Source organism: Pseudoalteromonas sp. D15MCD-2, assembly GCF_038562745.1.
Lineage (GTDB): Bacteria > Pseudomonadota > Gammaproteobacteria > Enterobacterales > Alteromonadaceae > Pseudoalteromonas.
Window position 1 is genome coordinate 275000 of the sequence record NZ_JBCFQE010000002.1, and the last position, 23692, is coordinate 298691.

General features: G+C 42.3%; 24 protein-coding genes and 1 pseudogene. 7 read left to right on the forward strand and 18 right to left on the reverse strand.

All coding sequences use genetic code 11. The features are described 5' to 3' along the window. Positions 1-8: 8 nt before the first annotated feature. Positions 9-2186, reverse strand: coding sequence for a catalase/peroxidase HPI (katG, locus tag AADY36_RS17930; RefSeq protein ID WP_054563203.1), 2178 nt, complete (start codon positions 2184-2186; stop codon positions 9-11). A 264-nt stretch (positions 2187-2450) separates the two neighbouring features. Between katG and AADY36_RS17935 the strand changes: the two genes are divergently transcribed. Continuing rightward, complete coding sequence (locus tag AADY36_RS17935) at positions 2451-2708, forward strand: hypothetical protein (protein WP_342409404.1); 258 nt, start codon at positions 2451-2453, stop codon at positions 2706-2708. A gap of 63 nt (positions 2709-2771) precedes the next feature. On the opposite strand, the gene AADY36_RS17940 is transcribed toward AADY36_RS17935, so the two are convergent. Beyond that, positions 2772-4145 carry a GAF domain-containing sensor histidine kinase gene (locus AADY36_RS17940; RefSeq protein ID WP_285221114.1) on the reverse strand — a complete coding sequence of 458 codons (1374 nt, stop codon included), beginning with the start codon at positions 4143-4145 and terminating at the stop codon, positions 2772-2774. Positions 4146-4416: 271 nt separating this feature from the next. Here AADY36_RS17940 and AADY36_RS17945 point away from each other — a divergent pair, with 271 nt between their 5' ends. From AADY36_RS17945 to AADY36_RS17955, 3 genes are all read left to right on the forward strand, one after another. Beyond that, the gene (locus AADY36_RS17945; protein WP_054563200.1) at positions 4417-5307 is read left to right on the forward strand and encodes a tetratricopeptide repeat protein; all 891 of its coding nucleotides are present in this window, start codon (positions 4417-4419) and stop codon (positions 5305-5307) included. A 522-nt stretch (positions 5308-5829) separates the two neighbouring features. Continuing rightward, complete coding sequence (locus AADY36_RS17950) at positions 5830-6129, forward strand: helix-turn-helix transcriptional regulator (RefSeq protein WP_054563199.1); 300 nt, start codon at positions 5830-5832, stop codon at positions 6127-6129. Beyond that, the gene (locus tag AADY36_RS17955) at positions 6119-7330 is read left to right on the forward strand and encodes a type II toxin-antitoxin system HipA family toxin (protein ID WP_342409652.1); all 1212 of its coding nucleotides are present in this window, start codon (positions 6119-6121) and stop codon (positions 7328-7330) included. The genes AADY36_RS17950 and AADY36_RS17955 overlap by 11 nt, the downstream gene beginning before the upstream one ends. A 346-nt stretch (positions 7331-7676) precedes the next feature. Here the strand turns inward: AADY36_RS17955 and AADY36_RS17960 are convergent, their stop codons facing one another. The 4 genes from AADY36_RS17960 to AADY36_RS17975 all read right to left on the reverse strand — a co-directional run bounded on the left by AADY36_RS17960 (position 7677) and on the right by AADY36_RS17975 (position 11449). Next, a complete protein-coding gene (locus tag AADY36_RS17960) occupies positions 7677-8495 on the reverse strand; it encodes a nuclear transport factor 2 family protein (RefSeq protein WP_054563197.1) in 819 nt (272 codons plus the stop codon). 71 nt (positions 8496-8566) lie between these two features. Continuing rightward, on the reverse strand, positions 8567-9307 hold the full coding sequence (locus tag AADY36_RS17965) for a ferredoxin--NADP reductase (RefSeq protein WP_055021788.1): 741 nt from the start codon (positions 9305-9307) through the stop codon (positions 8567-8569). 211 nt (positions 9308-9518) lie between these two features. Further along, positions 9519-10220, reverse strand: a complete 702-nt coding sequence (gene deoD, locus AADY36_RS17970) for a purine-nucleoside phosphorylase (RefSeq protein ID WP_036972525.1) — start codon at positions 10218-10220, stop codon at positions 9519-9521. Next, the gene (locus AADY36_RS17975) at positions 10220-11449 is read right to left on the reverse strand and encodes a phosphopentomutase (protein ID WP_054563194.1); all 1230 of its coding nucleotides are present in this window, start codon (positions 11447-11449) and stop codon (positions 10220-10222) included. The genes deoD and AADY36_RS17975 overlap by 1 nt, the downstream gene beginning before the upstream one ends. A 191-nt stretch (positions 11450-11640) precedes the next feature. Here AADY36_RS17975 and udk point away from each other — a divergent pair, with 191 nt between their 5' ends. The 3 genes from udk to AADY36_RS17990 all read left to right on the forward strand — a co-directional run bounded on the left by udk (position 11641) and on the right by AADY36_RS17990 (position 14401). Beyond that, positions 11641-12270, forward strand: a complete 630-nt coding sequence (gene udk, locus AADY36_RS17980; RefSeq protein ID WP_054553619.1) for a uridine kinase — start codon at positions 11641-11643, stop codon at positions 12268-12270. Between the two features lie 18 nt (positions 12271-12288). After that, positions 12289-13512 (forward strand): NupC/NupG family nucleoside CNT transporter, encoded by a 1224-nt coding sequence (locus AADY36_RS17985; RefSeq protein WP_054563193.1) that lies wholly within the window; start codon positions 12289-12291, stop codon positions 13510-13512. 157 nt (positions 13513-13669) lie between these two features. After that, positions 13670-14401 (forward strand): substrate-binding periplasmic protein, encoded by a 732-nt coding sequence (locus tag AADY36_RS17990; RefSeq protein WP_054563192.1) that lies wholly within the window; start codon positions 13670-13672, stop codon positions 14399-14401. Here AADY36_RS17990 and AADY36_RS17995 read toward each other — a convergent pair. The 12 genes and pseudogenes from AADY36_RS17995 to AADY36_RS18050 all read right to left on the reverse strand — a co-directional run bounded on the left by AADY36_RS17995 (position 14398) and on the right by AADY36_RS18050 (position 23652). Continuing rightward, a complete protein-coding gene (locus tag AADY36_RS17995; RefSeq protein ID WP_082422996.1) occupies positions 14398-15093 on the reverse strand; it encodes a substrate-binding periplasmic protein in 696 nt (231 codons plus the stop codon). The two genes, AADY36_RS17990 and AADY36_RS17995, sit on opposite strands and share 4 nt — an antisense overlap. A 172-nt stretch (positions 15094-15265) precedes the next feature. Beyond that, the gene (locus AADY36_RS18000; protein ID WP_004587186.1) at positions 15266-15475 is read right to left on the reverse strand and encodes a cold-shock protein; all 210 of its coding nucleotides are present in this window, start codon (positions 15473-15475) and stop codon (positions 15266-15268) included. Positions 15476-15675: 200 nt separating this feature from the next. Beyond that, positions 15676-16380: a hypothetical protein gene (locus tag AADY36_RS18005; RefSeq protein ID WP_054563182.1), complete on the reverse strand. Its 705-nt coding sequence runs from the start codon at positions 16378-16380 to the stop codon at positions 15676-15678. Next, on the reverse strand, positions 16368-17117 hold the full coding sequence (locus tag AADY36_RS18010; RefSeq protein ID WP_342409405.1) for an iron transporter: 750 nt from the start codon (positions 17115-17117) through the stop codon (positions 16368-16370). Before AADY36_RS18010 ends, AADY36_RS18005 begins: the two co-directional genes overlap by 13 nt. Then, the gene (locus AADY36_RS18015) at positions 17101-17421 is read right to left on the reverse strand and encodes a cupredoxin domain-containing protein (RefSeq protein ID WP_342409653.1); all 321 of its coding nucleotides are present in this window, start codon (positions 17419-17421) and stop codon (positions 17101-17103) included. The genes AADY36_RS18010 and AADY36_RS18015 overlap by 17 nt, the downstream gene beginning before the upstream one ends. 19 nt (positions 17422-17440) lie before the next feature. Next, positions 17441-18751, reverse strand: a complete 1311-nt coding sequence (locus AADY36_RS18020) for an ATP-binding protein (protein ID WP_342409406.1) — start codon at positions 18749-18751, stop codon at positions 17441-17443. Then, positions 18751-19410: a response regulator transcription factor gene (locus tag AADY36_RS18025; RefSeq protein ID WP_342409407.1), complete on the reverse strand. Its 660-nt coding sequence runs from the start codon at positions 19408-19410 to the stop codon at positions 18751-18753. The genes AADY36_RS18020 and AADY36_RS18025 overlap by 1 nt, the downstream gene beginning before the upstream one ends. A 3-nt stretch (positions 19411-19413) precedes the next feature. Continuing rightward, positions 19414-20061, reverse strand: a complete 648-nt coding sequence (locus tag AADY36_RS18030; RefSeq protein ID WP_054563177.1) for a hypothetical protein — start codon at positions 20059-20061, stop codon at positions 19414-19416. A 20-nt stretch (positions 20062-20081) separates the two neighbouring features. After that, positions 20082-20858 carry an SDR family oxidoreductase gene (locus tag AADY36_RS18035; RefSeq protein WP_054563176.1) on the reverse strand — a complete coding sequence of 259 codons (777 nt, stop codon included), beginning with the start codon at positions 20856-20858 and terminating at the stop codon, positions 20082-20084. After that, positions 20855-21544 carry a TenA family transcriptional regulator gene (locus AADY36_RS18040; protein ID WP_200907870.1) on the reverse strand — a complete coding sequence of 230 codons (690 nt, stop codon included), beginning with the start codon at positions 21542-21544 and terminating at the stop codon, positions 20855-20857. Before AADY36_RS18040 ends, AADY36_RS18035 begins: the two co-directional genes overlap by 4 nt. 12 nt (positions 21545-21556) lie before the next feature. Further along, a pseudogene (locus tag AADY36_RS18045) lies at positions 21557-23014 on the reverse strand (AMP-binding protein); the annotation flags it as partial. After that, positions 23011-23652: a thermostable hemolysin gene (locus tag AADY36_RS18050; RefSeq protein ID WP_342409408.1), complete on the reverse strand. Its 642-nt coding sequence runs from the start codon at positions 23650-23652 to the stop codon at positions 23011-23013. The gene AADY36_RS18050 and the pseudogene AADY36_RS18045, both read right to left, overlap by 4 nt. Between the last annotated feature and the right edge of the window lie 40 nt (positions 23653-23692).

Sequence of the window (23692 nt, forward strand, 5' to 3'; positions counted from 1 at the left end):
ATTTTAGATTAAATATCGAAGCGATCGGCGTTCATTACTTTGACCCATGCGTCGACAAAGTCTTTTACAAAACGTTCGTTGTTGTCGTCTTGCGCGTAAAACTCTGCGTATGAGCGTAGGATTGAGTTTGAACCAAACACTAAATCAACGCGTGTTGCTGTCCATTTAGTTACACCTGTGCTGCGATCAATGATGTCGTAATAGCCTTTACCTAGTGGCTTCCACGTATTAGCCATATCGGTTAGGTTAACGAAAAAGTCAGTACTGAGTGTGCCTACGTTATCTGTAAATACACCGTGTAAAGTACCGTTATGATTAGTACCAAGAACACGCATGCCACCAACAAGAGCGGTCATTTCTGGTGCTGTTAAGCCCATTAATTGCGTACGCTCTAACATTAGCTCTTCTGCTGAAACCGCATAGTCTTTTTTGAGCCAGTTACGGAAACCATCGTGAATTGGCTCAAGCACGTCGAACGAGTCTGCATCTGTCATCTCGTCTGTAGCATCACCACGGCCAGGCGCAAATGGCACAGTTATATCAACACCAGCTGCTTTTGCTGCTTGTTCAACCGCTGCTGAGCCACCCAGAACAATTAAATCAGCGAGGCTTACTGGTTTGCTTAAACCCGCTTGTACTGACTCGAGTGCGCTTAATACTTTAGCTAAACGCTCTGGTTCATTACCTTGCCAATCTTTTTGTGGCGCTAGGCGAATACGCGCACCATTTGCACCACCGCGATGGTCTGAACCACGGTAAGTACGCGCGCTATCCCATGCTGTTGCGATTAAATCTGCTTGGCTTACACCACAGTTAAGTAGCTTGGTTTTAAGCTCGCTAATTTCGCTGTCTGATAAGGTGTAATCAACAGCTGGGATCGGATCTTGCCAGATCAGATCTTCGCTTGGTACATCGGCACCTAAATAACGTGATTTAGGACCTAAGTCACGGTGCGTTAGTTTGAACCATGCACGTGCAAACACATCACTAAAGTATTCAAAATCATCGTTAAAACGCTCGATAATCTTACGATAGGTTGGGTCCATCTTCATCGCCATATCGGCGTCGGTCATAATAGGATTTAAACGAATTGATGGATCTTCTACATCAACTGGTTTGTCTTCTTCTTTAATATCGATTGGCTCCCACTGCCACGCACCTGCCGGGCTCTTCTTAAGTTCCCACTCGTAGTTAAGCAGTAAGTAGCAATAGCCGTTATCCCACTTAGTTGGGTGAGTTGTCCATGCGCCTTCGATGCCCGACGTCATGGTATCGCGACCAATACCACGTGAATTGTGGTTGTTCCAGCCAAGGCCTTGCTCAAATACATCAGCTGCTTCTGGCTCAGGGCCTACGTTTTCTTCACTACCATTACCATGAGTTTTACCCACAGTGTGGCCACCGACTGTAAGCGCTGCAGTTTCTTCGTCATCCATTGCCATACGGGCAAATGTTTCGCGAACTTGTTCTGCCGTTTTAAGCGGGTCTGGGTTACCATTCACGCCTTCTGGGTTTACATAAATTAAGCCCATTTGTACCGCTGCCAATGGGTTTTCCATGGTGTCTGGTTTAGCTACATTTGAATAGCGCTCATCACTAGGTGCTAACCATTCTTTTTCAGCGCCCCAGTAAACGTCTTTTTCTGGGTGCCAAATATCTTCGCGGCCACCGGCAAAGCCAAAGGTTTTTAAACCCATTGATTCATATGCCATATTACCGGCTAAGATCATTAAATCTGCCCAAGAAAGCTTGTTACCGTATTTCTTTTTGATTGGCCAAAGTAAGCGACGTGCTTTGTCTAAGTTAGCGTTATCTGGCCACGAATTTAATGGCGCAAAACGTTGGTTACCTGTACCACCGCCACCACGGCCATCTTCTAAACGGTATGAACCCGCTGAGTGCCATGCCATACGGATCATTAAACCACCGTAATGGCCCCAGTCAGCCGGCCACCATTCTTGGCTTTCGGTCATTAGATTTTTTAAATCGGTTTTAACAGCTTCAAGGTCAAGAGATTTGAAAGCTTCTGCGTAATTAAAGTCTTTGCCGTAAGGATTCGTTTTGCTGTCGTGTTGATGAAGAATGTCGAAATTGAGCGCGTTTGGCCACCAGTCAGTATTTGATTGAGCAGTGACAGTGTTACTACCATGCATTACCGGGCATTGGCCCGTTTTTCCATTACTCATTATATGCTCCTCATAAGCTAAAAATATGACGAAACGCTAAAAAGTCGCTTTTATCCCTTTCGTCATAAAGAGAGATTTTCTAATAGTTATGAATAACTAATAGCAAATAAGTTCCTGTTGTTTAAAACTATAGGAGTTGAATATAAATAAAGCTAGATCTAGATCATGGTTTTAAATCGATTGCACCGATAGAAAAATCTGATTTGATTCATTTTGTAAAACCGTCCATTTTATAAGGGTATTTTTTAACAGCGAGTAGCCCTTATGAAAACTATTAATCCTGACGTTGCTAGACAACTAAGCATTAACTTTTTTATCGCCAATTTACCTATTTTAATGTTAACGGGGCTGGTAGTTGCTACGCTTGTGGGGCTAACCTTTAGAAGTTCGGTGTTGTTTTGGCTGGCACTGTTAATCACACCTTTAAGCATAAATTATTTATATTCTAAAAAACGTATCAAACAGTTTTGCAAAGACAACAAATGCACTGATATTTCTTGCCTTGCTAAGCAAACTGATTAATTTTTAATTTTATTACCCAGTCACCAGATTATTTAGCCAACAACTTGTATAAATATTAATTAGTTATGTGAGTTTTTGCGGCAATTTGAAGGTGACAGTAACGCCGTTATCAGGTTTACTATCGATGTTCACTTCGCCTTGCAGCGCTTGCGTTGCAAGGTTATAAACTATCGACATACCTAAACCACTGCCACCATTACCTCGCTTGGTAGTGAAAAATGGCTCAAATACCTTGTACATTACATCTTCGGTCATGCCATGACCGTTGTCTTTATAGGTTATGGTGTAACTATTGGTGTCGTTATCGATACTTACAGCGATATCTATGCGGTTTTGCTCACGGCCAACAAATCCGTGCACACAGCTGTTATTTACAAGATTTAAGAATATTTGGCTAAGTGCCCCCGGAACAGTTATAAGCGAAAAGTCATCAACACAGTTGATGTTTACTTCAACATTATGACTTCGTGTAAGTGGCATTAAGCTATGTAAAATATTTTCAAAGTAATCTTTAATGTTGGTTTCGAGTAAATTAAGGGATGATTGATCAACCGCCGTTTGTTTAAAGTCACTAATCAGTTTTGCGGCCCGCTCAAGGTTGGTAAACGATATTTTGATACACTCGTTTAAATGATTCATGCCTTCAAGTAAGGCCGCTTTTGTTAAGGTATTTGAATCTATGTGTTTATTAAGCGTGTTTAGCTTATCTTTTGCTGAGCTATTTGCTGTGACAGCTATGCCAATCGGCGTATTTACCTCATGAGCAATCCCCGCAACAAGGTTACCTAGTGAAGCCATTTTTTCGGCTTCAATGAGTTTTTCTTGCATCGCAGTCAGTTCAGATAAGGTTTTTTCAAGCGTACGAGTTCGTTCTGCAACACGTTGTTCTAGATGCTGATTGGCACGCTCAAGTTCAGCATTGATACGTTCGTTTTCTTGTGCCGAGAGCGCTCTGCCATAAAGATCTGCCAAAGCACCGATGAATGAGCATTCATCTTCTGTCCATTGCCTTGTTCCACCTATGTGCTCACAGCAAAATATTCCGATCATTTTTCCTTTATAGCGAATTGGCGCATCGAGCATTGCACCTATGTTAAGAGGTGTTAAGTAACTTTCGCTAAATTCAAAGGTGGCAGGGTCGGTATGAGCATCTACTGCGGTAATCGTACGTTGGGTGTCGAGCGCTTTAAAATAGGCAGGATATGCATCACGAGGGAGCACTAACATTTGAATTTCTTTGCCGTTTTCTCTATCAAGTAATAAACGGCATTCAATCGCCGTATTTTCGGCGTTTAACAGCCAGATCCCAGCTCGGCCAATTTCTAGGCCATCAAGTACAGCATTCAGAATTAAGCGTTCAGCTAATTCAACATTGCCACTATCAAGATCAGAAGAAATCGATACTCCATACAGCAGTTGGACTAGTTGTTGGCGCATACTCTCACCTTTTAGTTTTACGACTCCTTAAGTCTAGACGAACATTGTGATTCTGACAGAACGAATATAAGTTTTTAAAAACTCATTAAGTATTAAGTAGTTGTTCAGATTAAAATGGGTATATTGTACCTAACTCCTGTTGATACCCCTTACGACTTTATGTTGTTTAAGCAGTTTGGCCAGCTCTCCCCCGAGCTGGCTTTTTTTTGCCTAGTCCACAATGCTCACGCATGTTACAGTTACCTCAGAAATCACTAAAAATTAATATGTCATGCGTTATACCTTAATTTTAATCACTTTTTTAATGAGCTTTAGTACATTTGCAGCAGCTCAAAATGAGCCAGAAAACCGCCCTGCTTTAACCGAAGCAGAGCAACAACAAGCTCTCGATAAGCTTCAAGAACCTATGTATAAGCCATTGTTAGAGCGCTATATTCTTGATGAATTAAAATCTGTGCGCCAAGACCAACAAAAACTGCGCGAAGATGTGACAAAACAAGTTGCTCATACGCAACTAGATACTGCCGATCGAGCATTAACTTATACAACAGACACCATTAATAATGTGTTTTTCATTATTACGATTACTGCTTCAATTTTGGTTTTAGTTGGTTGGAATTCACTGCGTGATGTGAAAAACAAAGTAGAAGACATAGTAAACTCACGTGTTAGTGCGATTACACAAGAATACGAAGAGCGCCTAAAAGTACTTGAAGAAAAGCTACGTGAGCGATCTGAAGAGATCTTATTAAACCAACAAAAGATCTCAATCACTAATGAAGTTCACTCTTTATGGATGCGTGCCAATTTAGAAAGCGACGTTGCTAATAAGATTGAGATTTTTGACGAGATTTTAAAACGTAAACCAGAAGACGTAGAAGCCATTGCCTATAAAGCAGATGCACTGTTAGAAATTAACGAAACAGGTGAAGCTATCGAGCTTTGTAATCAAGCATTAGAAATTGATAGCGACTACGGCTACGCATACTGGCAGCGTGCTTGCGCCTATGCGTTACTGCACAAACACGCCGATGCAATGGCTGATATTCGTATGGCCCTTGAGTATTCACCTAACCTACGTAACGAGCTATTACACGAAAGCGCGTTTGCCAGCCTTCACGACAACGACAGCTTTAATTCGTTGCTAAACGAAACGGCATAGCCGAAACCCGTGTAGCAGTGGGTTTATCCCGCGTCATCAGGTGCTAGGGTTTAGGTTTTAGGTCCTAGGCTCTAGGTCCTAGGCGCTAGGACGCGATGTGAAATCGCTGGCTTTTAGCCGTTAGAGGTCAGGTATTAGATATCAGCCGAACTGCGGGGTTGGTTAGTTCGAGTGTTTTTCTCTGCAATGAAAACCTTGTTCGAGGCATTGTAGGAGTTACTTTAGTGCCGAATTGAACGTAGAAAAGAGCGGTCAGCGATCAGACGCGCGAAACAAGTTTCACGCCTACATGTAGCAGCAGGTTTATCCCGCGTCATAAGCGTTAGACTCTGGGTTCTAGGTCGCGATGTAAAATCGCTTCTACTTGTTCGGCGTTAAAACGCCTCCTACATCTCGCATCTCGTAACCTTCTCCTTTCCCCTTGAAACTCGCTAACTTGTAACTTTATGCCCCTCTATTGCAAAAACATTAAATACCGCTAAACTAATCATTAAATATCTAATGATTATAAAAGTAATCAATATGCGTTCTGAACAGGCTACTAAAATGGCACAAAAGCTGGGAGATTTGATACGCCAGCACCGAACACTTCATTATACGCAAAGTACATTTGCGAAAATGATTGGGGTATCACGTTCGACTGTACAAAAGTTAGAGCAAGGTGATGTTGTGAAAAGTGACATTCTTTTTGAAGCGCTGGTTGTACTTAACTTACAGGGATCGCTTCTTGATGAAATAAATGAATTAGCGGCCGACGTAGGTGGATACAATGCTCGCCAGCGCAAACGAAATTCACCACAGGAAATCAATGATGACTTCTGAGTGCTATGTTTTTATAGATGGTTTAGAAGAAAAACCCGTTATCTGTGGTTACTTTAAATTAGATAATCAATCAGGTCGAGGTGAGTTCAACTATGGTAAGAGCTATTTAGCCCGAAGCGATGCCTTTGCTCTAGATCCAATACATCTGCCATTAAAGTCGGGGATTTTCAGTTACAGCGCAAACAGAGGTGTATTTGGCGTATTAAGTGATGCAGGAGCCGACTCGTGGGGGCGCAAGTTAATTCTTTCGCTTCATACTTCAAAACCCAAAAACGAGTTAGAATTTTTATTAGCCGGGTCTGGGTATGGCGTAGGAGCTCTTGTTTTTAGTCTCTCGCGAAGTGCCTCAAAGCATAAAACTAACAAAAATACCTTGTCTGATTTAGCCTTGCTAGACCAAGCTAAAGATGACTTGCTGGCGAATAAAACAATTTCTGATGAAGCTAAGAAAGCATTTGAATTTGGCCAAAGCATGGGGGGAGCTAGACCAAAGACCTCTATACAAATTGACAACAAACTCTACTTAGCAAAATTCAATCGCCAAGATGATTTATTCAATCTAGTCAGTGCTGAACATGCTGCAATGAAAATGGCGGAACAGCTTGGTATTCGAACGGCTCCTACCTTTATTCATAAAACACATACCGGTGATGTGCTACTTGTTGAGCGGTTTGATGTTAGTAATGGGTTACCAACACACCACTTTTTAAGTGCGAATAGCTTACTTCAAAAACCCAAAGTTTCTATGAGTGATCTTTCAATTGACTACTCATATGGTCAATTAGCTGAATTTATTAGGCATCAAACGATGCAAAATGCAGGTGATGCTGAAGAGTTGTTTAAGCGAATGGTGTTCAATGCGTATATTGGTAATACAGATGATCACACTCGCAATCATGCATTCCTATATTCATTTTCACAAAAAAATTGGCGATTAAGTCCAGCCTATGACATCACTCCAATCAACAACTCAAAACAACATGGTCTTGGCTTTGGTGATGATGGGCGTTATGCAAGTAAAAGCAATTTTTTATCTCAGGCTAAGCGATTTGGGTTAGCAAATTCAGCAGCAAAAAACATCATTAAAGAGATTGAAGAATATTGCAAAGATTGGCCGACTCACTTTAAACATTTTGCAGACGTTAGTGATGAAGATATCACCCGTTTAAAAGGTGTAATTCCTGAAATTAATGAAGATTAATAGCGCGAAACAAGCTTCACGCCTACGTTTTATCCCGCGTTATAGGAGCTAGGATTTAGGCGCTGGGACACGATGTAAAATCGCTGCTACCTCATATCTCGCATCTCATATCTCGCATCTCGTTACTCGTACCTTTACTCTCGCTAACTTAAGACAATTCCCGGCTAAAGCCAGTCCTACGGGGGAAACATTAGGCGCTAGGCTTTGGGTTCTAGGACGCGATGTAAAATCGCTGCTACCTCGAATCTCGTACCTCGCTAACTTTACTCTTGCTAACTTTACTCTCGCTAACTTGAACCCACTAACTTTCACCCATAAAAAAAGAGCAGCTGAGCTGCTCTTTTTTCTAACGGAAGAATAACACTTTGGTTATTTTGCCATTTTCTATTTTGTAGCTGGTAACGAACTCAGAGCGCTTGTCGACGACTTTGGGGTCTTGTGTACAGGTTTCAGAGAGTTCGTGATCAATCACGATGTTGCCAAGTACAATGCGTTTTATTGGCGATGACTTAATGCACTTTAGCTTTTTAAACATGATGCCGTATCGTGCAATAAGTTTTTCTTTACCGGTGAACATCAACTCATTCGGGAATGTATAAAACTCAACGTTTTCATCGTACATCTTAATAAAAGCATCAATGTTACGAGCATTATAAGCTGCAATCAGCTGTTCAATCACCGCCATCGATTCACGTGACTGACGTGCTTTTTCTTGCTGCTTCGCTGTTAGTGCTTCTTTAGCTTGGTTAACGGCTTTTTCTGCTTCTGCAACGGCTTGCTGTTTTTCGGCAACTGTTTTTGGTTGCTCTGCAGGTGCTGGGGTTTGTGTACCGAGTACTTTGCTATCATCAACTTCTGCAACCGCTTTTAAGGCTGCGGCTGTCGCTTTTTGTTCGTCGCTGCTTGTGGTTGTTTCACTCGTTGCCTTCGCGGCTTCTTCAGCTTTTTCTTCTACTTGAGCGGATTCTACAGTCGCTTTTTCAGTTTCAGACGCTGATTTTTGCTCTGTAGCTGGCTTTTCTTCAATAAACTCTAAGCTAGGTACGTCCTTCTTTTCGGCTTTTTGTTCATTGCTCGTTTGAGGTTGGGTTTGTTCGGTGGTTTCGTCACTTGCAATTGACTGCCAAGAGAGTAATAAACTGATTGCAAAAAATAACGGTTTCATACTTTTCCTAAATGCATCATTCCTGATTTGAGGCGCTAAGGTAGCAAATTCTAGCTGTTTGGCATAGTTTTTTACCAATATTGCTCTACTGTGATCTGCCCTGGTTCACGGCGTCTGTTGCGGCTAAAACCAAGCTCTAACAAAATAGCCGTAGTATCTTTTACCATTTGTGGGTTACCGCAAATCATAAATTGTGCGGTATCAGGTACAGTTGGGCGCCCTATTACATCAAATAAACGATGATCTTTAATTACGTCTGTGATCCGGCCATTAAAACCGATTGTGGCTGACTCTCGGCTGACTACAGGCGAATAGTAAAGATTTGGAAACTGCTGCTGTAGTGCTTTAATGCGCTCCTGATAACTTAAGTCCTCATTAAGACGAACTCCATGCACTAAATGAACATGCTCAAACTTTTGCCACACTTCGCCCTGCTCTAATATTGAAATAAAAGGCCCAAGCGCAGTACCTGTACTCAGCATATAGAGCTGCTCACTGCTTGGTACTTCATCAAGGGTAAAAAAGCCTGTCGCGCGGCGCTCTATAGTCACTGAGTCACCCGGCTTTAATTGTGCGAGTTGTTGAGAAAGTTGACCGTCTTTGACATTGATAAGATAAAACTCGAGGTCGGGATTGTTCGGTGCATTCACATAAGAATATGCACGAGCTACACGTTTATCACCCACTTGCATCGCTAGCTTTGTAAACTGCCCAGCCGTGAATGGTTCGACATCGGCATTAACGATTAAACTAAATAATGAGTCGGTCCACCATTTAACGTCTTTTACCTTAGCTTCAACCCAATTAGACATACACATCCTCAATTATTGTTCCTCTATTAAAAGTGGCAACAATTGGTTGAATTTTCAAGTTTTAAGGGCCGGTTGCGAGATGCGGGCAGGATTTTACGCGAGGTAAACAGGCAGCTATAAAAAAAGCCGCATAAATGCGGCTTTGAGGTTAGTCTCACTTCACTTTGGGCGTGTTTCCAAATTTCAGTGAATACGTTACCAAGGAACTTATTTAAATTGATTCTAAAGCAATTTTAACCATTTCGTTAAAAGTGCTTTGACGCTCTTCACTTGGTGTTGCTTCACCAGTGATTACGTGGTCACTTACAGTAAATAGTGCCATCGCTTTTGCGCCGTATTCAGCAGCTACGCCGTACATGCCAGCTGTTTCCATATCAACAGCAAGTACGCCTAGCTTGTCTAATTCTTGATAGAATGTGTTATCTGCTTGGTAGAATGTATCTGTTGTAAATACATTACCTACTTTCGCTTCAATACCTAATTCTTTTGCTGCGTTAACACCGTTAAGTAATAAACCAAAATCAGCAATTGCGGCAAAGTCGTAACCACGTACTCGCGCACGGTTTACGTTTGAATCTGTGCTTGCACCTTGTGCAAAGATAACGTCACGGATTTTGATATCGCTACCAATACCGCCACAGGTACCAATACGGATTAGATTTTTAACGCCGTAACTAACGATCAATTCACGGGCATAAATTGACATTGATGGAATACCCATCCCAGAGCCCATAATACTCACTGGTTTACCTTTGTAGGTACCGGTAAAACCATACATATTACGAACGCCTGTTACTTGTTTTGCGTCATCTAAAAAGTTTTCAGCAATGTATTGAGCGCGAAGCGGATCACCCGGCATTAATACCGTTTCTGCAAATTCGCCTACATTGGCGCTGATATGAGGAGTACTCATTATTGGTTTCCTTTTTTGTTCGCTAATAGCTTGTCGTTAAAACTATCACCGTATTCAAGTGCAGGAAGATTAAACCACTGGGCAAGGGTTTGACCTATGTCTGCAAAACTAGCTCGTTCTCCAAGCGGGGTGTTTGTCATTCCCGGTTGGTATGCAAGTACTGGCACGTATTCACGTGTATGGTCAGTGCCTGCTGCTGTTGGATCACATCCGTGATCGGCTGTGATAATTAATACATCATCACTATTTAGCTGATTTAAAATAGTCGGTAGGTAATCATCAAACTCTTTTAATGCTTCGGCATAGCCAACTGCATTACGGCGATGACCGTACTTTTCATCAAAATCAACTAAGTTTGTAAAAATCAAACTATGGTCAGGTGCGCTTGCAATTACTTCTGATGTTTTCTCAAGTAAGTTCATTAGCCCTGGCGCTTTGTGTTTTTGGGTGATGCCTTGGTGCGCATAGATATCGGCAATCTTACCAATACTGATCACTTCACCGCCGTCTTGCGATAATTTATCAAGCAAGGTTGGCGACGGTGGCAGCACCGAATAGTCACGACGATTGCCTGTACGGGCAAAATCGTCACGGCTCGAACCCAAAAATGGCCGCGCAATCACTCTTCCTATGTTCATTTCATCAAGCAGCGCCCGTGCGATTTCGCAAACCTGATAAAGTTTCTCCAGTCCAAATGATTCTTCGTGCGCGGCTATTTGAAACACGCTATCAACTGAGGTGTAGCAAATCGGCATACCGGTTTGCATATGTTCTTCACCTAGCTGTTCTAAAATGGTTGTTCCTGAGGCATAACAGTTACCTAAAATGCCAGGAATCTCAGCGCGAGCAATTAGCTCGTCAACAAATTCTTGTGGAAAACACGGCTGTGTATTAGGGAAGTAACCCCAATCAAATAACACAGGTACACCGGCCATTTCCCAGTGCCCTGAAGGCGTGTCTTTGCCACTTGATAACTCTTTAGCGTAACCCCATGCGCCAATAGGTGCTTGTCGGTCACTGACTAAACAAGGCTCTTTACCTGCGGCTTCGCATGCATCAGCTAAACCTAAACGGGTAAGATTAGGTAGCGATAAGTGCTCACCTGTTTCTTCTGCGTAGGCTTTAAGTAAATGAGCAAAGGTATTTGCGCCTACGTCACCAAACTTCTCTGCGTCAGGTGCTGCGCCAATTCCTAGGCTATCTGCCATTAAGATGAGTGCTCTTGCCATGGGTACCTCGTTATCAATATGTGAATACTTTATATGCTCTTCGAATTTTTGGTACAGGACATAAGTCCTGTTTCATAAAACAGAAACATTATAAATTTGCATCTCTAAGCGAAGCAAAAGAGATTAATCGTGTCTTTTTTGCTATTGTGATCTACCTAACAATGTTTCCTTCTGTGTGGGCGAGAACTTTAGTGACACGAACAATTATAGCTATTGCTGGCGCATCTGCGTCGGGCAAGTCTCTTTTTAGCAAGACAATTTATAACGAATTAGTCAATGAGCTTGAACCGGGCGCGATCGCAGTGATCGAAGAAGATGCTTATTACAAAGACCAGTCGCATTTGCCGTTTGACCATCGAACGCAAACCAATTACGACCATCCTGATGCTTTCGAGCATGAGCTTTTGCATGAGCACTTACTTCAATTGCGCGCTGGAAAATCAGTAGACGTACCAACTTATGACTATGCAATGCATACCCGTAGCGATGAAACGCGTCGAGTAGCACCTGCAAAAGTACTTATCGTTGAAGGTATTTTGCTACTGAGTGATCCGGCACTTCGAAAAGAATTTGATATTAAGGTGTTTATTGATACACCGTTAGATATCTGCCTTATGCGCCGTATGCAACGAGATATGGAGCAGCGTGGCAGAACATTACAGTCCGTTGTTGATCAATATCAAGCGACAGTGCGACCTATGTTTTATCAGTTTATTGAGCCATCAAAGCACAAAGCTGATCTCGTAGTCACACGCGGCGGTATGAATCGCGTTGCCATTGATATAATTAAAAGTAAAATAAAATATTTACTGCAACAATAACAACGGGAAATAGTCAGTATGACAACATTTATGAGCTTAGTAGGCATTGTTGTGCTACTAGGCATTGCTTTTGCGGCTTCTACGAACCGTAAAGCAATTAATTTAAGAACTGTAGGCATCGCCTTTTTACTTCAAGTGTTAATTGGTGGCTTTGTCTTGTTCTTCGAAGTGGGCAAAAACGTACTGGCAAGTATGTCACGAGGAGTCTCATCGGTTATTGGTTATGCCAATGACGGGATTAGCTTCTTATTTGGCTCACTGGCATCGCAAGATACCTTAGGGTTCATTTTTGCGATACAAGTATTACCCGTTATCGTGTTTTTCTCAGCACTCGTTGCTGTTTTGTATCACATCGGGGTGATGGATTGGATAATCAAGATTCTAGGCGGTGGCTTACAAAAGCTATTGAAAACCTCGCGCCCAGAATCGCTTTCTGCAACCGCCAATATTTTCGTTGGCCAAACAGAAGCACCATTGATTGTTAAACCATTTATCGCCAGCATGACAAAGTCAGAGCTATTTGCGGTAATGGTAGGTGGCCTGGCTACCGTAGCAGGTTCTGTTATGGCAGGTTACGTAACAATTGGTGTAGAGCTTAAATACTTAATTGCAGCCAGCTTTATGGCGGCACCTGGTGGTTTCTTAATGGCAAAAATGATTGTGCCAGAGACCGAAACACCAAAAGAAGATTTAGCTGATTTAGACGTACAAGAAGAAAAACCGGTTAACGTAATTGATGCAGCTGCATCAGGTGCCGCAAACGGTATGCAACTAGCACTGAACGTAGGTGCGATGTTACTTGCTTTCGTAGCACTTATTGCACTTCTAAATGGGTTATTAGGCGGTATTGGTGGTTGGTTTGATCATCCAACATTAACGCTACAAGAAATTTTAGGTTACGTATTCGCTCCAGTTGCATGGTTATTAGGTGTACCTTGGAACGAAGCAGTAATCGCAGGCAGTTTTATAGGTCAGAAGGTGGTAGTTAACGAATTCGTTGCTTACCTCGACTTTATTAATTATCGCGATACGTTAAGTGCGCACACACAAGCGATTGTCACATTCGCGTTATGTGGGTTTGCTAACTTATCATCGATAGCAATTTTACTAGGTGGATTAGGCGGTATGGCGCCTAGTCGGCGAAAGGATATCGCACGCTTAGGGCTCAGAGCAGTGTTAGCAGGATCTATGGCTAACCTCATGAGTGCAGCAATTGCAGGTTTTTTCCTCTCGCTAGCTTAGAAACTTAATGAGATGAGCCGTAGTTGCAAAACAATAGGATAGGACTTTAAGGGGTTAAAGGTCTATCTGACTTGAACGATACTTCACCAAGGGCCGCAAGGCCCTTTTATCGTTTTATGTGCTAAGATTTAATTACTAAGTCCTTTTAAGTACATAAATGAACTATTTACGACTTTATTTGCTAATTCTTTTCTTTAGTTGGCCAGCACTGAGTAAGCCGACCCTAACCGTTGTGACTGAACTGTCGCCACCTAATCAAACTCTAATCAATAACCAAGTTGCCGGTGAGAGCACCAAGCTTGTGAAAGCCATTTTTGCTAAAGCTAATTTGAACGCGAATATAGAACTTTACCCTTGGGCCCGTGCCTACAATATGGCACTGAAGAAACCGAATATATTTATTTATAGTATGGCGAAAACTGCTGAACGCGAAAAACACTTTCATTGGATTGGTGAAGTGGCAACCTATCAAATGGGCTTTGTTAAGTTGAGCTCTCGCAGCGATATAAACATCACTTCAAATGAGCAAGCCAAGCAATATAAGATAGCGGTACAACGTCATGACCTAGCAGCGCAGCGCCTAACAGAACGAGGTTACACTGTAGTATATACCTCTGATATTAATAAGTCGTATCACCTGTTGATGTCGGGCAAGGTTGATTTAATCATTGATGATAAGAACTATATTGCGGCCATGGCTGAGCAATTAGCACTGGATGAAGCTCGTTTCAGCTTTGCTCATGCAATCGACTTTTTAACCATGAAAGGTTATCTCGCAGCAAATATTAATACCGACCAACGCTATATCGATGCCTTAAAAGCAGCGTTTAATGAAGTAATAATGACACCTAAATACAATGCTGTGATGATGCTAGCACAGCGCCCTTAATTTGCTTTATATTGCTCAATATAAGTCTCTAACAAGCCCTGCTTACTCAGCTTGTCATAACTTGCCTGTAATCGGCTGACTAGCTCTTCGGGTAAGGCCTTATTTAAGGCTAGAAAGTTTCCTACCGTGCCATTTAGAGGCAACTCAACTAACTTAACCACTTCTCGCCCTTGGTGACCGTACTGCATTAATTGGTACTTAAACGAAAGCTCAGATCCAATAATGAGCTCTATTTTATTTTTGAAAAATAAATTAATACACTCGTAATAGTGACTCACTTTGAGGAGGTTTTTATCCCCTTCAAAGCCAATGCTCTCTACAAATTTTTCGTAAATACTGTCTCTAACAACACACAGGCTATGATCTTTCACTTGCGATAAATCGATAGGATTAATACGGTCATTTGATTGTAAACGATAAAAAAAGTTACGAGAGGATGCCATTGGACCAATCCACTTGAATAAATCTTCACGGTCGGGAATACGTGCCGTAGAGACCAGACCTGACAGCGGCTTTTGCTGAGCTAAGTGATACGCCCTAGACCAAGGTAAGAGCTCGAATTGACATTCAATGTCTGCATCAACACACATTGCTTTGACAAACTCGAGGTTTATGCCCTCTAAGTGCCCTTTGTTTGAAAAATTATACGGCGGAAATTGCTCGGTGTAGATGGTGACACTATCTTTTGCCAATACTACAGGTGCAAAGCTTAGGCATGCTAACAACAAATATTTTAAGATAATTAATACACTCTAATGACATAGCTGCATTAAATATAGAAATATTCACTAGCCCAGTCAATTTTTAGGCATAAAAAAAGCAAGCCGTAGCTTGCTTCTTCTTAATTTTTACTAAAAGTAAAAATTATAACGGAGTGATGTTATCCGCTTGAGGACCTTTTTGACCTTGTGAAAGAGTGAACTCTACACGTTGGCCTTCAGCTAAAGTTTTGAAACCTTCGCTTTTGATAGCGCTGAAGTGAGCGAAAACGTCTGGACCATTTTCTTGCTCGATGAAACCAAAACCTTTAGATTCGTTAAACCACTTAACTGTACCTGATACGATGTTAGACATAGTATTATTCCTGATATAAAAAATTAAACATGCCCTAGCGGGCGGGTGTAGCAAAAAATGAGATGGTACTTAAAAACTTCAGGACGGTACTACAAGTATTACTTATACAACAACGAAATAAAGATTTATTAATTACACGCTTTCTTTCTAGCTGGTGCCCACTATATAGAGTTAGTTTGATAAGTCAAACACTATCGACATTAAAATTCAAACTCTAAAGCCAAGCGAAAGCTATGATCTTTGCCTGATTGACTAAGTTCACTAATAAAACCTGCTTCCCATTTTAGCTGGCGTTTAGGGCTAAATCTGTGTAAGCCAATAAAGCCTGGCCCCACACCAATAAAGTCCTCACCCGCGTAGACTTCTATTGATGGTTGAAAAGCCGAACGATAGCGATAACGATACTGTAAGCGAAACTCACTTTCCCACTCGTTTTCAATATCAGCCCCCCATTCATACACTAAAAAAGCGTTCATAGTCAGGCTTGTACGACCAAACTCTTTTTCCCATAAAAAGCCGGTCGTTGCTTCGTAAGCATCTAGGGTATGCTGTTTTTCAAGCTCAAATAACGCCCCCCAATCGGCCCACAAACGGCCTTGCTCGACCAACTGCCAGCGTAACTCCACTTCATATGAAGATAAACCAAAGTCACCGTTATCATCGCGCTCGCCAACCAAGTAGCCTTCAAGGCTCATGGTGTCGTTAATTGCGCCGCCAAAGCCTGCACGCTGTGCAAGTACATTGCCGCTATCGGTTTGCCTAGACACCAAACGCCACTCAACTTCACGTTCAAACGGCATCACATAAGGGTGATATACCTTATCAACCACCATGCCATCTGCCTGCGCAAATTGGCTGATACTTATTAAAAACAAGCAACTTAAACTAACTATTAAGAACCGCATACAGGCTCCTTGGTCTTTTTGATTTTTAACACGCGAACTAAGGTGATAAATGCCAATGCTGCAATGACATACACCCAAAGCGCGGTTTTACTCGGCGTAGCTTCGTAACCGACTAAGGCTTTTAATACGCGCCCAAGCTCTGAGTTTTCAACTAAAAACCCGCGCCAATCTAAATAATTTGAGGTCACATCGAGTAAATCGATCTGACTTGCTAAATCAATAAATATCAATAGCTTTGCTGTTGCATTTAAGGCAAGTAACACAACCAAAGGCTGCACGCCCACGCGCTTAGTAATACTCTCAAGCAAAAAGAACAGTAACACGCCAAAGCTAATACAAATCCCCACACCTAAAGATGTACCCAGTAGCAATGGCTCAGCAGTATCTCTGCTATGCCAAAAGCTGACTAAATAAATCATGTAATGGCTTAAATACAACGTCATGGTTGCAATCAAGGCCAGCGCAGCCGCCATTTTTCGTTGCTGACAGCTAATTAATGCAGCGATAAAGATGACAATACACAGCAGCATTTGAATGAACTCTAAGCCTCTGTGATCAAATAACTGGCTCAGCCAAGCAGCGCCTTGCACAAACACTAAGCTTAGTAGCGTACCAATCACTGCATAAACACTCAGTTGGCGCTGGCTTAAAGGCACAATTAAACTCAAAAGCACGGCTAAAATCACCACAGGCAAAAGCTGATTAATGCTCATTAATAAACTAGTTATCAGCATCATTCACCTCCGTAGCCACGACAGCTCCTCTGGCTGTATTAGGCGAAAATTCACCAAAAAAGTCATAACGCCCAGGGCTGAGCGGCCCAATATAAATGACGCTCGTGCGACCTGGGTAAAGCACTTTTTCACGATTTAAGTCAAAGCTATCGAACTCTTCTGGAGTGTCATCTTGGTTTTCGATCAAAAGCCGCAGCTTTTTATTGGCAGGCACTTTTATTTCTGCAGGATAAAACAAATGGTCTTTTAAGATCAGCTTGTACTCTTTGGCATAGGCAAGCCAAGACGACATACATAGTAGCAGCATAGAAAGCGCCAAAATCCATTTATTCACTGACATCTCCTTGCATGAAGGAAACACTCACCCGTAAGCCACCAAGGTGACTGTCAGCTAAAGCAATATCAGCGTTATAAATCGACACTATGTGTTCAACAATGGCCATACCAAGCCCGGCTCCTTGTTCACCAGAGGGATGTTTATCGCCACCCACACGGTAAAAACGGTTAAAAATGCGCTGTTTTTGAGCTTCATCAATACCGGGGCCCGAGTCATCTATTTGCCAGATAAAACGATTGTTTTCGGTTTTCAGAGTAATAGAAATCTCTCCCGCAGCTGGGGTATATTTTATGGCGTTACTCAGTAAATTGCCAAACAAAGTAACTAAGGTGAATTCGTCACCGGCAATGATAAAATCATCGCCATCGATGCTAATGGTATGATCTTTTTCGTCAATACGATCATAAAGTTGTGAGGCAACTTGTTGGCTAATTTCTAACACCGACACGGGGCTAAATTGCGCTTGCCATTGCTCTGGATAAGTACGCCCCAAAATCAGCATTTGTTCAACGATATTGCTTAGTTTATCAACGCCTTTTTCCATCGCATCAAGCTCAACACTCTCAACACCTTGAGCCACTAAATTATGCACATTGATTTTTAAACTACTGAGCGGGGTACGCAGTTCGTGGGCCGCATCAGAGGCAAAAAAGCGCTCTCGTAAATAGGCACTTTCAACCCGTTTGAATAGATCGTTTAAGCGGCTAATTACGGGTTTTATTTCTTGCTCTGGGGTTTGCCAAGGGATTGCAGTAAAGTCATTTGCTTGACGATGTTTAAGTTGATTAGATAACCGAGTTAGTGGTGCAAGCCCTTGTTTTACAAACACACTAATAAGGAGTGCAAGAATAGGCACACTCCATAACAGCGGCGTCATGGCCGACAAAATCACGGTTTCGGTTAGCGCCACACGTTTACTCAAAGGTTCTGCAATAAGCACGCGCTTATTACCTTCGCTTAAGCGATACACTTTGACTCGTTGCCCAGCTAAGTTCTCAACACTAAACCCGGTTTGCCACTGACTTTGATTACTAAGATTTTGCTGCAATGATTTTGAGCTTGAGGCCAAGCTGTCATCGACCCAAACTTGAAACAATAGCTGTGGTAAATCACTGGTATAAGCTGGGGTTTCTTTACTGAGTGGCTGTTCGATTAACACATGTGCCAGCGTTACCAACTCATTATCGAGCAGTGCTTCAGCCTGATTCATGCTTTCACGGTAACCTTTAGTGAAAGCCAAAAAGCAGGTTAAGATCACCATAGACAAAATGAGTAAAGTCAGCCTTTTACGAATTGACACTAGCGTTTACCCACCACATAACCAATACCGCGTAAGGTTTTAATAAACTCTTTAGGGAATTTTTTACGCAAGTGATGAATGTGTACTTCGATGGTATTAGACCCCACCTCTTCACCCCAATCATACAGTTTACTTTCTAACTGCTGTTTTGATTGCACACGACCTTGGTTTTCTAGCAAGGCTTTAAGAAGCATAAACTCTTTGCGCGGCAAGTTTACTGGCTCACCTTGAAAGCTCACGGTAAAAGCGGCGGTGTCCATTTCAACATTGCCAACTTTTAAAGTGCTGGTTTGTGCTTGGGTCAAACGCCTACTGGCAACCCGTAGACGGGCAAATAATTCTGCGGGATCAAAGGGCTTTGCTAGATAATCATCAGCGCCTAAATCTAGCCCCATGACTTTATCATCAATACTGCCCCTGGCTGTTAAAATCACCACAGGTATATTTTTACGATGCTTTTTGATGTGCTTTAGAATATCAATGCCGTCACCGTCTGGTAGCCCTAAATCAAGGACTACCAGCTCAATTTCTTCACTTTGCAGCCACTGCATTGCTGATTGAACAGTAGAACTATGTTCAACACTGTATCCTTGTTGACGTAAAGAACGACAAAGGCCTTCTGCCACTAAATGGTCGTCTTCAACGAGCAATAAATGCATAGTTTATCTCTTTATTTTTTTCTCTACCTTAGCCAATAATTTAGTAATTTCTTGCTGGCGGTAAAGATCTGCTTTTGGTCTTTCAGGACGCGCTGGCGCTTGCTGTGCAACCAATAAAAACTCTTTAGCTGATTTATATTTACGCTCGTCATACAAGAATGACGCATATAAATAGTTGCTATCGATACCACGCGGGTTTAGTTCAAGCGCTTGCTTAAACAATTTTTTCGCTTCATCGTCATCACCAAAACCAATTGGCCAACCCGGTACTTTACCGTATAAGGTTGCAAGGCTGGTATATGCAGAGCCATCAAGCGCTTTTGGATCTAGGCTTAGCGCTTTTTCAAATTGCGCTTTAGCGTCTTTTGCAAGGCCTAGCGCGCCTAAGCCTCCTTTCGCCCCCGCATAGCTCGATAGCACAATACCGTACCAAATATGGCTGGCTGCTTGCTGGTCGTTCGCTTTGGTAAACTCTGCGGTTTCGCTTGCTAATTTTTCGAATGCATCTAACTGCGCATCGTCAACTAACTCGTAATTAACCACTGCCCACTGCTTTTGCACCGAACTTAAATCGCTATTAAAGTCGGCTTTTGCAGGCGCAGCCATGATAACACCTAACATCATTAGGGCTTTTAAATTTAGTTTAGTCATAATCATTCACCTTGATCAATTTAGTTGGCAAAAAAACTTTTAATTTTAGGAAGTTGTTTTGCTATTGCGTTATCAACGAGTGATGGAAATGCGCCGTTAATACGGGCAAATAATGTTTCTGGAAAACCAATAAAACGACGACGTTTTTTTGATTTAATTAAATCTATTAATGCATCAGCCACTTTTTCTGGCGGATCCATGGTGTTACCCAGCTCTTTATTCATCGCGCGCACTTGTGGCGAGTTAATTGCGGTGTCAGTTGCACGAGGCGCTAAATACAATACTTTCACATCGCTGTGGCTGAGCTCTCTGGCAAGGGCTTCGGTCATCCCTCTTAAGCCAAATTTGCTTGCGCAGTACAAGGTTTGATACGGATAACCAATGCTGCCAAACGATGAACCAATATTGACAATCGTGCCTTTATTGCGGGTCACTTGTGGTAAAAACAGCTGACACAATTTAATGGGCACATGCAGATTAATATTTAACAGGTGATCAATTTGCTGTTCGCTAATTTCACTAAACCCCTGCATTACATTAACGCCTGCGTTGTTGATTAGTAACGTTGCCCCGCCAATTTGCTGAGCAAACTTAGCAAGATCATCGCGAGATTCGCTGTTACTTAGGTCAGCCTGAAAATACTCAGCATCATTGCCACATTCCAATTGCAGTGCAGCAAGTTGCTTCACATTTCGACCAACAAGTAATAAACGCCAACCTTCTTTTGCAAGGCGAAGGGCAATTGCACGGCCAATGCCCCCTGTTGCACCGGTTAGCACACAAACTGGGCTACTCATGCGCTTTGCTCCAAGTCAGCCTCGCTAAAGAAAGGCTCGATATCGAGGTCACGAAAAATATTGCCGTACAATTTATAAAAACATTTTGCGGCGTGAATAATGGCTTGCTGGTCGTCTTCGTTATCTATTTTGTTCATGAGATTTTCGAAAAACTTCACATGTTCAATATCAAGTGCACCGTGCGAAGTAAGGTAGGTAAACGCCTTTTTAGGTAAACCTACAACCTCACGGATTTGCCCTGCTGCATTATCGGCTAATGCAATCGAAGTGCCTTCAAGCACATGAACCATGCCAAAGAATGCCAAAGGGTTACCGCGATTAATTGTATCGTAGGCGTACGACACCATTAATTCGGTCGAAAACTGTGGACGAGAATCGCGCACTAGCTCTTTATCAAAACCGCATGCTGCAATATCGTTTAGCACCCATTCTTGGTGGCCTAACTCTTCTTCGATGTATTCTGCAACGGCTTCGCGCAACCACTCTTGTTTATCGCTCAGCTTTGCACCGACTGCCATTAGCAGTGGCACTGTGTGTTTAACATGGTGATAAGCTTGCGTTAAGAACGATGCATACTCACTCAGGCTTACTTCACCTTTAAAAACGCGGCTAATAATTGGCGCAGCTAAAAGGTAGTCGCGCTCTTTCTGTGTTTCGGCTTGTAATGTATTGAAAAATTGACTCATGCTCGTCGCCTCTTGATAAAGTGCAGAAATCTCTGCAGCAAAAAATTGATTGATAACATCGCGTTTTGGGCGATTATTGCTGGTTAATAAACCTTGCGTGTGGCTCATAGGCTCTGCCATTCGATGCCACTTTCTGATCTGTGCGTATTCGGGTAATTGCGCGTTTTGTGCCCTAATATGGGCAGCAAGTTCAGCGTCACTCATCGCTTGGTTTGCATAGATAAGTGCGGCTAGAAATGCCTGACCTTCGCCAATCACCACCGCTTGTTGTACCTGGCTGTGGCTAAGCAATAACGACTCTGGCCACTCAGCACTGATATTGCGACCAAAGCTGGTGATAAGTTGGTTTTTCAAACGGCCTTGTATAACCAAGCGACCTGCTTGCTCAGTAACGAGATCGCCAGTTGCATACCAATCGTCAGCATTATGTGCAGCTTGACCTAAATAGCCCAAAAACAATGAACCCTTGATATAAAGCTGACCATTTTCAATTTTGTATTGAATGTGCTTAAGCACTCGCCCTGCGGTGTCGATGTCATCATCATCGCGAGTGTTTAAACTCACTACCGATGACGATTCAGACAAACCATAGCCTTGATAAACGGGTAAACCGAGCTCACGGGCTTGCTTAATAAGCGCTTGGCTTACAACAGCACCACCTACTGCAATAAACTTTAAGCTTTTAGGTGCTTCCCAGCCTTGCTTTGCAAAAGCCACTAAACAAGTCAGTAGCTCAGGCACTAAAATAAGAGTATTTGGCTCAGTACGTTCAATTGCGGCTATTAATTTGTGTGGCTCAAGTAACTGTGCACCTGAAAAGCCAAGTTCAGCTAAAGGCACTAAATTAACCGTACCGCCCGCTAATAGCGGTGCATAAACACCGGCTAAATTCTCAAGCAAAACCGGTAGCGGCAACAAACACAAATGGTTTGGTTTTTCTAAACCAATACTTTGATAAAGTGATGTTGCTACTTGCAATTGATTCTCAAGCGATAAACACACGCCTTTTGGTGTGCCCGTTGAGCCCGACGTAAAGGTAATCTTTTGCGTGTTAGCAAAATAAGAAATTGGCTTTGTATTGCTCAACTGATAAACGTACAAAGGGTAATGCTTGCATACATCGACTAACGCCACTAACTTTGCATGCTCACCTTCATAAGCGCGGTCACATACATATAGCCCTGCTCCGCTATTTTGCAAACCAAACGCAACTTGCTGAGCCGTAAAAAACGTTGGTAGCGGAATTGCCACTCTTTTAAGTTCGCTAAGCGCAGCTTCTAATACACACCAAGCAGGTGTGTTATCTAATTGATAAGCCACACCTTGGGCATCAAATTCTGCCAAAGTAGGTAGTAAACGAGTTACTTGCTCAGTAAATTCTTTTTTAGTTAGTGAGCGCACACCATCGCTTTTGTGGCAAACCATTAAGGTATCGCTATCTTTATGTGGTAATTGTGTCAACCAACTCATAACACCTCCAAAAATACAGCAAGCTCACGCGATGACTGCAAACACTGCTGTTTGATATTGAATAAAACTGGGGTGTTTAGTACACGTTGATGTGCTTCGTTTAGATCAACCACACAAATGGTTGGTTGATTGTCGTAATAGCTACCCCAGCTTGCTGGGTCTTGTAGTGCTTGTGCATTGGCAACACCGATTTCTTTGCAATTCACACCCAGCATTTTTAATAGCGCTCTCACTTTACGGGTTGCGCAAAACACTAAATATTTTGCTCCTACTTGATAGAGCGCTTCATTCATTAAAACAAAATGTGCCAAGGTGGCTTTTCGATGCGTTGAGCATAAATTACCGAGCTCAAAAATGTGCTCACGCTTGGCACCAACAAAGTGCTCAATAGACGCAGGGAGGTATTGTTCAATAAACAAAGATTGTGATGCAGAGCGAAGGCCTAACGTACATAATTCATCATCAATATTAAGCTCACAAAGAAGCGGCATGAACTGCGAAATTTTCGCGTCATAGGCTGCAGCAAAACCTTGCTTAATATTACGCTCAAGGCGGTCACGTAATTGACCTCCTTCACGCGTGCAAACAAAGGCAGGCTCTTGAACTTGAGTTTGATGTGATTGTTGAACTGAAAGCATAATTGTTCGCTCCACTTAGGTTATGTGTAAAATTTATCGA